13 protein-coding genes are annotated in these 12,722 nt (G+C 49.6%); 3 read left to right on the forward strand and 10 right to left on the reverse strand.

Features of this window, described 5'->3' with window-relative positions; genetic code table 11:
• Position 1: 1 nt before the first annotated feature.
• The 7 genes from JFL75_RS14245 to JFL75_RS14275 form a co-directional block, all read right to left on the reverse strand.
• On the reverse strand, positions 2–1,513 hold the full coding sequence (locus JFL75_RS14245; RefSeq protein ID WP_215627343.1) for a M26 family metallopeptidase: 1,512 nt from the start codon (positions 1,511–1,513) through the stop codon (positions 2–4).
• Positions 1,514–1,710: 197 nt separating this feature from the next.
• The gene (locus tag JFL75_RS14250; protein WP_215627344.1) at positions 1,711–2,100 is read right to left on the reverse strand and encodes a hypothetical protein; all 390 of its coding nucleotides are present in this window, start codon (positions 2,098–2,100) and stop codon (positions 1,711–1,713) included.
• Positions 2,097–2,672: a YcxB family protein gene (locus tag JFL75_RS14255; RefSeq protein ID WP_215627345.1), complete on the reverse strand. Its 576-nt coding sequence runs from the start codon at positions 2,670–2,672 to the stop codon at positions 2,097–2,099. Before JFL75_RS14255 ends, JFL75_RS14250 begins: the two co-directional genes overlap by 4 nt.
• Positions 2,673–2,683: 11 nt before the next feature.
• Complete coding sequence (locus JFL75_RS14260; protein ID WP_215627346.1) at positions 2,684–3,412, reverse strand: hypothetical protein; 729 nt, start codon at positions 3,410–3,412, stop codon at positions 2,684–2,686.
• An 84-nt stretch (positions 3,413–3,496) separates the two neighbouring features.
• On the reverse strand, positions 3,497–3,913 hold the full coding sequence (gene arfB, locus JFL75_RS14265; RefSeq protein ID WP_215627347.1) for an alternative ribosome rescue aminoacyl-tRNA hydrolase ArfB: 417 nt from the start codon (positions 3,911–3,913) through the stop codon (positions 3,497–3,499).
• Positions 3,914–3,942: 29 nt separating this feature from the next.
• Positions 3,943–5,112 carry a methionine adenosyltransferase gene (metK, locus tag JFL75_RS14270; protein WP_215627348.1) on the reverse strand — a complete coding sequence of 390 codons (1,170 nt, stop codon included), beginning with the start codon at positions 5,110–5,112 and terminating at the stop codon, positions 3,943–3,945.
• Between the two features lie 158 nt (positions 5,113–5,270).
• Positions 5,271–6,200 carry a helix-turn-helix transcriptional regulator gene (locus JFL75_RS14275; RefSeq protein ID WP_215627349.1) on the reverse strand — a complete coding sequence of 310 codons (930 nt, stop codon included), beginning with the start codon at positions 6,198–6,200 and terminating at the stop codon, positions 5,271–5,273.
• 80 nt (positions 6,201–6,280) lie between these two features.
• Here JFL75_RS14275 and JFL75_RS14280 point away from each other — a divergent pair, with 80 nt between their 5' ends.
• A complete protein-coding gene (locus tag JFL75_RS14280; protein WP_215627350.1) occupies positions 6,281–6,730 on the forward strand; it encodes a pyridoxamine 5'-phosphate oxidase family protein in 450 nt (149 codons plus the stop codon).
• 699 nt (positions 6,731–7,429) lie between these two features.
• Complete coding sequence (locus JFL75_RS14285) at positions 7,430–8,227, forward strand: hypothetical protein (RefSeq protein ID WP_215627351.1); 798 nt, start codon at positions 7,430–7,432, stop codon at positions 8,225–8,227.
• A 71-nt stretch (positions 8,228–8,298) separates the two neighbouring features.
• On the opposite strand, the gene JFL75_RS14290 is transcribed toward JFL75_RS14285, so the two are convergent.
• Positions 8,299–8,748, reverse strand: a complete 450-nt coding sequence (locus JFL75_RS14290; RefSeq protein ID WP_215627352.1) for a LysM peptidoglycan-binding domain-containing protein — start codon at positions 8,746–8,748, stop codon at positions 8,299–8,301.
• Between the two features lie 172 nt (positions 8,749–8,920).
• Between JFL75_RS14290 and JFL75_RS14295 the strand changes: the two genes are divergently transcribed.
• On the forward strand, positions 8,921–9,778 hold the full coding sequence (locus tag JFL75_RS14295; protein WP_223292660.1) for a hypothetical protein: 858 nt from the start codon (positions 8,921–8,923) through the stop codon (positions 9,776–9,778).
• Here JFL75_RS14295 and JFL75_RS14300 read toward each other — a convergent pair.
• Both JFL75_RS14300 and JFL75_RS14305 read right to left on the reverse strand, forming a co-directional pair.
• Positions 9,744–10,478, reverse strand: a complete 735-nt coding sequence (locus tag JFL75_RS14300; protein ID WP_215627354.1) for an acyl-[acyl-carrier-protein] thioesterase — start codon at positions 10,476–10,478, stop codon at positions 9,744–9,746. The genes JFL75_RS14295 and JFL75_RS14300 overlap by 35 nt on opposite strands.
• 62 nt (positions 10,479–10,540) lie before the next feature.
• The gene (locus tag JFL75_RS14305) at positions 10,541–11,935 is read right to left on the reverse strand and encodes an MATE family efflux transporter (RefSeq protein ID WP_215627355.1); all 1,395 of its coding nucleotides are present in this window, start codon (positions 11,933–11,935) and stop codon (positions 10,541–10,543) included.
• Positions 11,936–12,722 lie beyond the last annotated feature (787 nt).

Genomic DNA, 12,722 nt, shown 5'->3' on the forward strand with positions numbered 1-12,722 from the left:
TTTACTCAACTTGCCATCGCAATATAGGATATTCTGAAATCCGGGTATCCATTATCCAGGTATTTGGAAAATTCCAAGAAAGAGCCGAATATGCAGACTGATTTTTCAAATTACTCAGTGTTTCATCTGCTCCGTGCATAGTGTTGGCTCCGGTAGGGGTAGCCGGTATAGTATTACCAGCTTTTTTTATAATCATAGCGTTATTTGCCAAATTCCCGGAAAGAGGGCCATCATATGTATTAATGGCTACAATACGGGAGGCGAAAGACGTATTATGTCCAGAGGATATCTCATCGTTAAGAGCGACACAATTTATTATTTCTGATGAATCCATCCAATTGATACCGGCGATACCTCCAGCCCCGGCTACTTCAGGTTTTGCCGCAAAGGCAGCGCTAATCGATCCGGTACTATAACTAGTATTAATTGAAGAATTATTCCTTCCGGCGATACCGCCGGCATAAACATTATAAATATAGGTATAATTAGCCTCACAAACCGCAGATATTTTGCCAAGAGAATAACAATCTGAAATTACACATTCTCCGGATCCTAAGATACCGCCGGCGATGACATCATAGCCCTTATTTACAGCCTTAATATTCCCGGAGAAAAAACTTTTTTCTATGCTTCCTCTTAAGCTTCCTGCCAAACCGCCAATATCAAGATACGAAGAACCCCCTGGAGGGTATTCATGGGTTACTTCCATTTCAGCCGATGAACAACTATTGGTAAGGACTGTCGAGCTGCCATACCCAACTATACCCCCAATATTTAAAAATGAATGCCGATTGGGTGAAATGGTAATAATCATCTTACCTGACACAGAGATACGATCAAAGGTGTCGTTTTCTCGTGAATACCCTACAAGGGCTCCCAAATAATAACACTTTTCTATTTCTATCGGAGTATCAATCAATACAATATTCAAATTTTCTATATACGCTCCGGATGTATGTCCAAATAAACCTCTTCCTAGATTGTCTGATATGGTTCCTCCCAAATTAAGTCCCTTAATCGTATGTCCATTGCCATACAATTTACCTTTGAAGGGATCCTCTGAACTTCCTCCAGCATTATATCCAATAGGTATCCATTGTTCTCCTTTCAAATCTATATCGGAAACAAGTATATAGGTACCGGTCATAGGATATTCCGGATCATTGCCAATTTTGCTCAAATCGTCCTTACCGCTCAACAGTATTTCATCTGTATTAACCGGAATGGGCACAAAGACCAATCCATCGGCCGTAACCTGGGCAATCCAATTACCATTTTTCTGCATGCCCCAGACTGTATTATCATTAAGACCAGAAAAACCCTGACTGCCTTTTACCACTGAACCAGGAGAAACGGTTATGGATTTCTCTGTACCGTTGTAACTGAGGGTAAGGGTATAATTAACCGCTGGCTGAGGCTCCTTGCTGGATCCTGCAGGATTTGAACAACTCAGAAATGGAATAACAATGAAAACAGAACATAAACAAAATATTCGTAGTTGGGATGCATTCATAATAGCCTATCCTCTTTGGAAGTATTAGAAACCATCTCAGCTTGTTGTTGTTGTAAAATATAGAATGGTCCATTTACAAAACTATCTCAAAGATGAGCAAAAATCTTAAAAATCGACAGAAAAACAATTTAATTTATTTTCTGATCCCGCCTGGCACACCGTTTACCCTGGACCGGCCCGTTCGGGCTATCACGGTATCAATAAATTTCCAAATCTTCTATCTGGATAGAACCATCATCAAACGTAATAATTAATACTTGTCTTTCAAAATCAATGGAAATATCTGTATAAGTATTTATTTCCTTTCCATAGGCATCGGTTTTATTGTTTATATAGAACTCATAAATTTCATTACCGGAAATAATATGGTTGGATTTATCAATTTCACATTCATTTAAAAAGACATCTGCAAAAAATACTTTTTCCTGAAACCCGCTTACTTTTACGCCAATATAATAGATATCACCGTTATAAGGGATTTCCTTATGAAGAATAATATAGTCCAGTGAAAAATCATCCGGCGTTCCCAATGAGAATAGTTGGGCGGAAAACATCAAAATAAATAGTATACGCAGTATGTTTTTCATGTTTTATTTCCCCGGCGTTTTTTAGGTGAAGTACAGGCATAGATAAGGTTATTTTTATAATTTGATTTTATAAAGTTTATTAACTGAGTAAAATCATCTTCATTTTCAAGAAATCTTTTTTTTAAAATATGTCCAATATTTATTCCTTCAAAAATATAGATTGAATCTTTATCAAAAAGAATATTTTTTATCTGAGATTTTGTTAGATTATTTGTGTAAGTTTCTCCGGCAATTGAAATACATTCCTCAGTTATTCTAATATTCTGAGTTTCTTGCAATTTTTTATTAGCATAATAATGTCTTCTATAAATTATTGGTAATATTATAGTTTTTAGTACTATTAAAAATAATATAAAAATGATTATGGGCATAAATGTCCTGATAATAAAAAAAGGGGATTCTCTTAACACGGCTATTAAAACATTATAATTCTGGTAAAAAGTATACAGTAAAAAAACTACTAATCCTGAGTACAGGACACAGCTGAATACCCTGCCAGTCTTTTTTTGATATGTTTTATTAAATTGAATATAATCAGCTAAACTTATCTTTCCTTTCAGGTTATATTCCATTGTTCTATCCGCTACCGCGAAACATCCGGTATGGCCGCGGGATGTTCTTTCTGCTTTGACTTCCATTTGAAGGCGTTATACAGGGTGCACCATACGCTTATCCGCAGCGCAATCCAGATTACCATGGTCATGCCGTTTGTTCCCGAAGCTATGCTGCCGGGTACCGCAAGTATATAGTCAAGCATTTCGATTATCGAAACAACCATTCCCGCGATAAGAGCAAACCGCGTCCACTGCGCGTATTTTACAGCCGCGGCTGCTATCAGTAACAATGGAATGAGATAGAGCGTACTGGAAATACCGGCCACTAAATGGGATGAATATTCACTGAAAGTACTGAAGTAAGTAAAAAGCGACTTTACCGCCAGAATGAACAGTAAAGCGTATAACGCTGTCCGGCCGTTTTTGATATGGGTCCCGGGGTCAGTTACCGTATGCTGAACCGGGATGCCGTCAACCTCAATACCGATTCCGTTAACTTTTCCGATAAATACTGAATAGGCGGCATTTTCAATCCACAGAGTAATCTTTACCGGGGTCGAGCCCTTCTGTATTTCATACGTAAATCTGGTGTTTGGTTTATCCGCGGTCATAACCGGGGTGCCATTATAGAGCAATTCCAGACTGGGATTTTTTCCTTTGAAATAATGGGCCTCAAAGGTTTCGTTCTGGACCGAAAAGGAATATATTATTTTCTTGGTTTGTTTTTCCTTCGCGGCCGCGGCTTCGATTACGTTCATTGTTCCTCCGGTGGTTTTGTCTGCAAAATTGGCTGGGTACACCGGGAAATGTTTCACGTGAAACATTTCCTCCGGATTTCTTGGTTAATCTTCGGCGGAAAAACGGCGGCCGGCCTTTTTTTGGCTGTGGAGCCGCTTCGATTGGAGCCGCTGTTCCTTGGCCGCTTTGCCCGGCTTGGTGGGTTTCCGGTACTTTGGAATCCGTACGGCTGAGCTTATTATGGTCTCCATCCGGGAAAAAGCCCGTTCCGTATTGGTCCGCTGGGACCGTTCCTCACTGGAATTGATTACGATTTCGTCCTCATTGGTGATCCGTGAGGCGAGAACCGTCCTGAGCCGGGCCGTTTCCTGTTCCGTAAGGCCCTCCAGGCGGTCAAGTCTGACCCTCAGGGTTACCTTGGTATTCAGTTTATTTACGTTCTGTCCGCCGGGGCCGCCTGACCGGGAATGGGTAATTTCCGCGGCGGCCCGGATGGAGTCATGAAGAAGCCGGGGATCCATGGTTCAATCGGTAAAACACCGGACCGTCATCAGTCCAGCGCCGCCTTGAGGGCGGCTGTTTTATCGGTCTCTTCCCAGGGGAATCCGCTTCTGCCGAAGTGGCCGTAGGAAGCCGTTTTCCGGTAAATGGGCCTGCGGAGATCCAGGGCCGTGATGATACCCGCGGGGGACAGGTCGAATACCTTGGGAATCGCCCGGGAAATACTGCCTTCATCCACCGTCGCGGTCCCGAAGGTGTCAACCATGACCGAGACAGGGAAGGGGACGCCGATGGCGTAGGCCAGTTCCAGCTCGCACCGTTCCGCGAGTCCCGCCGCAACAATGTTCTTTGCCACGTAGCGGGCCATGTAGGCGGCGGACCGGTCGACCTTGGTCGGGTCTTTGCCGGAGAACGCGCCGCCGCCGTGGCGGCCCATGCCGCCGTAGGTATCGACAATGATTTTCCGTCCCGTCAGTCCCGTGTCGCCGAAGGGGCCGCCGATTACGAACCGTCCCGTGGGATTGATGAAGAATTTGGTGTCTTTATCCAGCAGTCCCGTGGGTTCCAGTATGGGTTTAATGATTTCGTTGATTATGGTTTCCCGGATTACCTCATAGGAAATACCGTCGTCATGCTGATGGGATACCACCACCGCGTCGATCCGGACCGGTTTATGGCCGTCGTATTCGACGGTAACCTGGCTTTTCGCGTCCGGGCGCAGCCAGGGTATGATTTTTGATTTCCTGAGAACCGTTGCCTTATCGAGAATTTTATGGGCCAGAATGATGGGCATGGGCATGAGTTCCGGGGTTTCATTGCAGGCGAACCCGAACATCATACCCTGGTCGCCGGCGCCCTGCATGCCCCGGTACTCCTCCAGGCCGGTTCCGGAAACCCCCTGGCTGATATCCGGTGACTGGCTGTGGATCATATCCAGAACAGCCATGGAATCGCAGTCGAGGCCGTACGCGGGATTTGTATACCCGACATCCCGCACTACGGATCTGACAATATCCTGAAAGTCAACAAAGGTATTGGTGGTGATTTCACCGCCCACCAGCACCATGGCGGTTGACGCGAAGGTCTCGCAGGCGACACGGCTCTGGGGATCATCCTTAAGGCAGGCGTCCAGAATGGCGTCGGATATCTGGTCGCAGAGTTTATCGGGATGGCCTTCTCCAACGGATTCGGAAGTAAAAAAGTAGCGGCGTTTTTCCATAATACAGCTCCTTTGAAATAATAATAACGATTATACCCCGCGGGAAAGCCTTTTTTGCGCAGAGCAGCGGGGCCTATCCGCGGTAAAAAAAATAATTGTATATAATATATAGAATTACTGGTTAATTCTGTCCGGGATATTCGACGTTTATTATACCATTATTCATAGCGGTTGTATATACGGCGGACCAGTTCCTGCAGCCGCTGCCGCATGTGCCGGGGTTCGATGATTTCGCAGGAATCACCGAAACTCAGCAGGTAGCCGTATGCCCACTCATTGTCGGGGAGTTCAATGTCCGCGGTGTATCCGCCGTATTCATCGGGATATACCGCTTCATCCCCGTATACCGAGGCAATCTCCTCGGCGATCCGTTTATCGATCCTCAGGATAACCCGTTCCCGGCGCTCGTCACCGCCGGGGGAATGGTCCAGCGCCTCCCATATCCCCTCCCGGTATGAAAAACGCTCCCCGCTGATTTCCAGGTCCCGCATCCGGGACAGCTTGAAGGTCCGCGCTTCCTTTCTGGTACGGCAGTAACCCTGCACGAACCAGTCGATCCCTTTGAGCAGGAGCCGGTAGGGCTCGGCTTCCCGCCGGCTTTTTTGGTACAGCCGGTCCCCGTAGGTAAAGAACAGTACCCGCTGTTCTTCTATGGCCGACCGGGCGGTATCCAGGGCCGGCTGGAGATCCCGCCGGGTATGCCATGGGCTGAGATCAATTTTTATACGGCGCACATCGGACTCAATGCGCTGCTGTTCCCCTTCGGGGATCATTCCCCTGATTTTTGCTAGGGTTGTGACGATTTCACTGTCATCCATTGATGTACGGATACTGCCCAGCCCCAGGAGCAGGGAAGTGATGTCCGCCGTGTTGAACAGACGTTTTTCGACCTTATAGGAATCCAGAATGCCCACACCGCCGCCGGGGCCGGTATAACTTACAATGGGAATTCCTGCCATATTTATGGCATCAATATCCCGGTAAATCGTTCTGGTACTGACTTCAAACATTTCCGCCAGAACCGGGGCGCTTATTTTTTCCCGCTCCAGAAGGATCATTATAATCGCTATGAGCCGGTCGATTTTCATACTTAAAAAATATATCCATGACATACAGCTGTCAAGGATATGTGATACCCTTCACTATCAAAATTACGAAGGAGTTATTTATGGAAATCATGTTCAGTGAAGCGGCTGAGGTTCTCTGGGATCAGATCGGCCCGGGAAAAAATATGGTCCTGGCTACCCGGAACGGGAAGGGAGTCAGCGCGCGTACGGTCAGCGCCGCGGCTTCGGAGGGAACGCTGGTATTCCTCACATTCTCGGATTCCCGGAAATACCGCCAGATGAAGGACCGCCGGGAGGCGGCTTTCTGTATCGACGGAATTCAGCTTACCGGAGAAGTCACCTTCCGCGGTCTTCCGGGGGATGAGCAAAACCGGGTTTCCGCGGCGGCCATCCAAAAGGCGTTCCCGGAGTGGTTTGCCCTTTATTCAGTTATGCCCGGAGCGGAAGTGATCGCCTTTACCCCGGAAACAGCCGCCGTCCCCGCGGATGAAAAACACATTTACACCATTGATTTCGTGAACCAGCGGGCGGAAAAAAGCGCCATCGGGTAACCCGGCAGGGGCCCCGCATTAGACCTGATTACTCAGCAAAGAAGCATGGAGATACCGGGTTCGGGGGTCCTGCCTGGGCACAGGAGATATGGCTCCTCGTCGGCCTTTGGCCTCGAAAGTCGCTCATATCCCCTGTGCCCAGGCACCCCGCGTTACCAGTACAACACCATGCTTTTTTGCTGCTTTCTCTGTACATAATGCCGGTATCCAACCTTAGATGGGGGTTGGGTATGGGAGAGCTTTTCCGGTGTGGTGTGAGAAGCTGGAAAGGAATACCTTTAGGAAGGGTACATGACCGCAGAACCCACGCTACCTCTGCTGAACCGGTAAGCATACCCAGGGACTCGAAGAGGGGGTAGTGTAAGACCCGCGGAGCGGGGCTGAAACGAGGGGGAGCAGCCCTCTTGACCGGGCAGTACCGAGCCGGTTAAGCCGGAAGGCACCCGGGCGTACTGGCTGCGCCGGGTGTCAGGGAAAAACGGTGTTGAGCGGCTTTCGAGGCCGCAGGCCGACGAGGAGCCAACACCGTTTTTCCCTGACGGGCCCCGCGAACCGGTATCTCCGGGTGCCTTCCGGCTTGTCAGACCCGGTGCTCCCCCCATATTGACAAAATATCTGTATTCTCTGATATTTTAATGAGAAAAGGGTTACAAATCATATTCTTTGTTTGTTTGTAATAAAGCAGGAGGCTTATCGTATATGATGAGAAAATTTGGATTAATTGCGGTTATTGCGGTTGTTGCAGCCGCTGCGGCTGGTGCCCAGACTTTACAGGACGGTTTTTTCTTTGCCCAGGATGACCGGTTTTCTTCCGACGGATGGCGGAATCAGGTTGTTCTTGAGGTAAAAGGCGGCAAGATTACTTCCGCCAACTGGAACGGCACAAACATCATTCCGGGTGTTCAGGACCGGAAAGGCTACGCCGCTTCCAACAGCGCGGCAGCCGATTGGGCTTCCCAGGCGCAGAAGGCCGAACAGTATCTGGTGGGCAATCAGAATATCAACTTTAACCAGTATAATGACCAGGGTGTTACCACCGCCATCAGCGGTGTCACTATTCCGGTAAAACCCTTCTTTGATCTGGTACGGAAAGCGGCTTCGTCCAACCCCGTGCCCAAGGGCATTTATAACAAGGACGGATGGTACTTCGGAATCGCCCCGGATTTCGATCCCTTCGGGACCAAGGATACTGCCCTGATCACCGTGGTGAACGGAACCATTGTGGATGCCATCTGGAACGGCGTTTTCCGGGACGCCAATAAGAGCTCAAAGATTGTCGAGTCGAATTCCGGCCGCTACAACATGGTACGCCTCGGAAAGGCCCGCTCCGAATGGCACGTCCAGGCGGCGGTGGGCGGAGCGGCTCTGGTACGGGCCCAGGATCCCACCCGGATTCCCGTCAAGGCCGATAAGAAAACAGACGCGGTCAGCGGTGTTTCCATCATGATGAAGGACTTCCTTGATACCGCGAACCGGGCTCTCCAGCCTGCCCGCTAAAGGATCGATCACAGCATAAAAAAGGGCTGTCCGGAAGGACAGCCCTTTTATTTTGCCTGTCTGGATGCGGCTCAGAGAGAATCCGCGATTTCCAGCAGCTTCTGTTCCATCGCGGTATTTCCTTTTTTGTTATACACTCCCGCGATATCGCTGAAAAAGACCTTCATTTTTCCCCGGGCTTCGGGGTCGTCAAGGTTTTTCTGCAGATCCGGGATGGACAGTTTCATACCCGGCTCAATCAGGTCCGGATCAAGAACCACATCGCTGGAGGCCAGCATAATCAGCGGGAAATAGTATCCCTTGTCGGAGCCGTAATATTTTACGGTAATGGCGGAAAGGGTGTCCCCTTTGACCACTTCATAGGATTTTGCTCCATCGAGAATAAGGCTCGACCGGTACCGGTTATATACTTTTTTAAATGCGGCGTTCGCGTCATCCTGGCTGAATTCCCCGCTGGTAGCGCAGGAAACCGCAAGAAGAACCGCGAACACGAGTGTTACAGCAGGTACAATTCTTTTCATTCAAATCCTCCTAGAAAAAAGTATATCGCAGTGAAAAAAATTAATCCCGCTGAAAACAGTACATTATTTTAAATAATTGTCATATAAAAATTACACCAACTTATCTACAGTAATAAAAGATGAGGTGCGTGTTTTGTACAGAGAAAGAATACAACAGCTTTTCGGCGGAGAAGTGGTCAGCTCGATTCGGGATAATGTATACCTTCTGGAACGGAATAACCGGCGGTATGTTGCCAAGGTCAGCAACAATTCATTTAACCATTTCGTGTATTCCAGCGAACTCTACCAGAATACTGCCATCAACGACCCCGATTCGCTGCTCAGCAAAAAAATCGGATTCCGCTATGATGGAAAAAACTACTTTGTCCTTGAAAAGTACGTTGAAGGCGATACGGATCCGGAAACCATCAGGGCAATTATGCCCGGTATTTTTTATAAAATAGGGGTATTCCACAGGGAGAACAAGGCCGAAGGGCGGGTCTGGTCCATGTATTCCGACGGCAGGAAGTTTGATTCCATTGAGGATATGGTACGGTATGAATTCTCCTACCATGAAAGTTACTGGGAGGATACCAAAACCCTGGATCCCTGCCTCAGCGCGGTGATGAATCTTACCAAAGGCTTCCGGACCGTGCTCCACGGGGACCTGCACTTGGGCAATGTGATCCTCAGGGACAGCGGACCTGTCCTGATAGATACCGAATGGTCCGCTTTAAGCCTCAATATGTTTGAATTTGAGCACGTTGATTTTTTTGGTATCAGCAGGGATTACAGCGAAAAAGTGACCGACAATGCCCTGGACTGTTACCGGGCGTATTTTTACGCCCTTGGAATTAACGAAAAAATCTCCAATGAGCTGATCCGGGGGTACAATGTCCTTAAGGTGATGCGGAAGAATACCTATGACCGGTATTACAAAAACTATGAAGACTTAAAAAAGATTCCCGGCCTGCTCCAGCGGGTTCTGGCCTGGCCGGCCAGCGGGATGGAACAGATCAGTATGCCTGTCCTTCCGGCAGCCGCTCCCTGAATTCCATCACGGCATAGGGCGCCCCGGATGTATTTGCGAGAATGACCGAAAAGGTTCCTCCGTCATTGCGGTGGGTATGGGGAACCAGGATATCCCCTTCCACCGCGGCCGTTTTGTATTCGGCCCGCATCATTCCCGGGGTAAAATCGTCCGGCACGTAATTTGAAGCAATATCCACATACCGGGCGTTATTCATGTGGCCGTATTTATCCAGGTGCTGTTTATGGACAACGATGTTCTCTTCCGTTGATTCCATGGTATCGGGCAGCCGGACCCTGCGGGAAAGGACTTCCATGTCCAGCGGTTCATGGATTACCACGGAATGGAGTATTTCCTTGGGCAGGCGGGTGGGCGTTCTTTTCTGCAGATCGATGAACGGACCGATGGCCGCGGAGCCGATACAGAGGCTGCCGGAGTCCGTGTACACGGCGCTGCTCCGGTAGCCGAAAAGGCTGTCGCAGCCGCAGACCCATGATTTTACGGTTACTTCTTCGCCGTACGCCGGCAGCCGTAAAATATTCATCTGGCGGTAGGTCAGGTACATGCCCGTCCCGCGGCTGCTGAAATACCCGGTGAGTTCCGGGTCGTCATCCATCTGGAACCATGACGCGTTCTGCAGAAGGTCCACAGCGGAACCGAGCTTCAGAAGGCCGTCTTTTCCGATATGGCCCATGCCGATTTTTATTGAATATTCATACATGCCGGTTTCTCCGGGGTATATTCTAAAAGAATACACCCCCGTGTGTCACCCTTCGGGGAATATCAGGATTCGTCGGGCACCGCGCTGAGGGAAGCCGGCATTCCGGCTTCCCTGTCCTGGGGAGCTGCCACCCCGGGGGATTTTCTGAGGTACGCTATGAAGAAAAAAACCGACACCAGGCAGTTGAGGAGCTCCCCGGAGAAAAAGGACAGGTAAATCCCCGTGATCCCCATGAACCGGGGCAGCACCGCCAGGCTGATCTGGATAAAACCGATGCACCGGAGCAAAGAAATTATAATTGACGGTCCTTCCTGTTCCGTGGTCTGGAACAGGAGAATGTTCATAAGAGAAACCGCGATCGGGAAGAATCCCAGGAAATAGAACCGCATCATATCCGAAGCCATCCCGGTGAGTTCCGGATTGTCCCTGCTGAAAAGCCCCGCCAGGTTATGGCCGAAAAAGAACACCAGTCCGTAAAAGACCACCGTCAGGACAAGTCCGGTTTTGATCCCCAGCTGGTGGATTTTCCGGACATTGGATTCGCTGCCCCGCCCATGGTTGAAACTCAGAATCGGCTGGGCTCCCTGGACAACGCCGATCAGGACCATGTTGAATATGGAACAGATATACATCACCACACTGTACGCCGCCACCCCCGGGGCGCCGAGCCGGGCGACCATGACAATATTGAAGCTCAGGGCAACCGCTGACTGGCTGAATTCCATGAGAAACGATGATGATCCGTTGTAAAATATTTTGAGCAGTTCCCGGGGTTTAAACACCGGCCGCCTCAATCGGAGGGTGCTCTTTGACGACAGGAAATGGGTCGCGAAGACCCCCACGGAAATCATCTGTCCGATCCCGGTGGCCACCGCGGCGCCGGCGATTCCCCATCCGAACCGCATAATAAAAAGGTAATCCAGCACGATGTTGACCAGCGCCCCCGCCAGGGTTCCCGCCATCTCAAGCCCCGGATTGCCGTCATTGCGGACGAAAATACTTATCCCCAGGCCGGGCATATATATAATACCGAAAAGCGCTATCCAGCGCAGATATTCAACGGAAAGGGGGAGCAGTTCCGCGTCGGCGCCCATGAGAGAACACAGCTGGGGCGCGAATAGTATCGACCCCAGGTTCACGATGACCGAAAGTCCCGCCAGGACGGCAATGCCCTGGCAGAATACATTGTTCGCGGATTCCCGCTCATTCCTGCCGCTGTACAGGGAGAACAGATTGGCTCCCCCGATGCCCGCCAGCATGGTTAGGGCAATCTGGAACATAATAAAGGGATATACGATATTTACCGCGGCCAGGCCGGTTCCGCCCACACCCCGGCCGACGAAGATGCCGTCCACCACGGTGTACAGGGATGACACCACCATCCCGGTGATAGCCGGAAGGGCGTACCGGAAGTATACCGCTCCAATAGACTGCTTTGCCAGTTTTGTATTCGCCATACATTCTCCCGCCGATGGGTCCGAATACAAAAAAACCGGATACGCGAATATCCTCTTTCTGCGATGAAACCCATCGTATAAAGACAAAATTCGCTTATCCGGTAGCTGGCCGGCACAGCCGGCGGAAACCCGTCAGCGGCTGTACCCGGGGCCGACAGGGTTTATTAATCCTGTCTACCTCCGCGTACAAAGAAATTTATACAATACCGCAAAAAATGTCAATAAATGCGGCAGGATACCCGCATTATACTGTGGTACTCGGTACAGAAGCATGGGGATACCGGATCCAGGGGTCCCGTCGTATGAAAAAAATCCCGCAGAGCGGTATTTCTTTTCATACGACACCCCGTGTTACCTTTTTTCACCATGCTTCTGTATCGTTTCTGTGTATAATGCGGGTATCCTGCCTGGTGGGGTGCTGGGTGTGGGGGAGCGCTTCCGGTGGCGGTTGGGCCAGGGTAACTGTATTCTACTGTGGTACTCGGCACAGAAGCATGGGGATACCGGATTCAGGGGTCCCGTCGTATGAAAAAAATCCCGCAGTGCGGTATTTCTTTTCATACGACACCCCGCGTTACCTTTTTACACCATGCTTCTGTGCCGTTTCTGTGTATAATGCGGGTATCCTGTCTGGCGGGGGTGCTGGGTGTGGTTTGCTGTATCGGGATTTTGTAACCGGCGGGGATCCGGAGTGGGGGTAGCGGAGAAGCGTTTGTGCCGTGAAGCGGCGCAAACCTTCGGAGCGCAGGGGGAGCAGCCCTCCCGCGAAAGGCAGCACCGAGCCGGT

The sequence above is a fragment of the Breznakiella homolactica genome, assembly GCF_016616095.2.
GTDB classification, from domain to species: Bacteria; Spirochaetota; Spirochaetia; order Treponematales; family Breznakiellaceae; genus Breznakiella; species Breznakiella homolactica.

What these genes read in the sequence shown, in the direction of transcription:
- JFL75_RS14245 (WP_215627343.1), bottom strand. Translation starts at nt 1,513, where the DNA reads ATGAATGCATCCCAACTACGAATATTTTGTTTATGTTCTGTTTTCATT.
- JFL75_RS14250 (WP_215627344.1), bottom strand. Translation starts at nt 2,100, where the DNA reads ATGAAAAACATACTGCGTATACTATTTATTTTGATGTTTTCCGCCCAA.
- JFL75_RS14255 (WP_215627345.1), bottom strand. Translation starts at nt 2,672, where the DNA reads ATGGAATATAACCTGAAAGGAAAGATAAGTTTAGCTGATTATATTCAA.
- JFL75_RS14260 (WP_215627346.1), bottom strand. Translation starts at nt 3,412, where the DNA reads ATGAACGTAATCGAAGCCGCGGCCGCGAAGGAAAAACAAACCAAGAAA.
- arfB (WP_215627347.1), bottom strand. Translation starts at nt 3,913, where the DNA reads ATGGATCCCCGGCTTCTTCATGACTCCATCCGGGCCGCCGCGGAAATT.
- metK (WP_215627348.1), bottom strand. Translation starts at nt 5,112, where the DNA reads ATGGAAAAACGCCGCTACTTTTTTACTTCCGAATCCGTTGGAGAAGGC.
- JFL75_RS14275 (WP_215627349.1), bottom strand. Translation starts at nt 6,200, where the DNA reads ATGAAAATCGACCGGCTCATAGCGATTATAATGATCCTTCTGGAGCGG.
- JFL75_RS14280 (WP_215627350.1), top strand. Translation starts at nt 6,281, where the DNA reads ATGGAAATCATGTTCAGTGAAGCGGCTGAGGTTCTCTGGGATCAGATC.
- JFL75_RS14285 (WP_215627351.1), top strand. Translation starts at nt 7,430, where the DNA reads ATGATGAGAAAATTTGGATTAATTGCGGTTATTGCGGTTGTTGCAGCC.
- JFL75_RS14290 (WP_215627352.1), bottom strand. Translation starts at nt 8,748, where the DNA reads ATGAAAAGAATTGTACCTGCTGTAACACTCGTGTTCGCGGTTCTTCTT.
- JFL75_RS14300 (WP_215627354.1), bottom strand. Translation starts at nt 10,478, where the DNA reads ATGTATGAATATTCAATAAAAATCGGCATGGGCCATATCGGAAAAGAC.
- JFL75_RS14305 (WP_215627355.1), bottom strand. Translation starts at nt 11,935, where the DNA reads ATGGCGAATACAAAACTGGCAAAGCAGTCTATTGGAGCGGTATACTTC.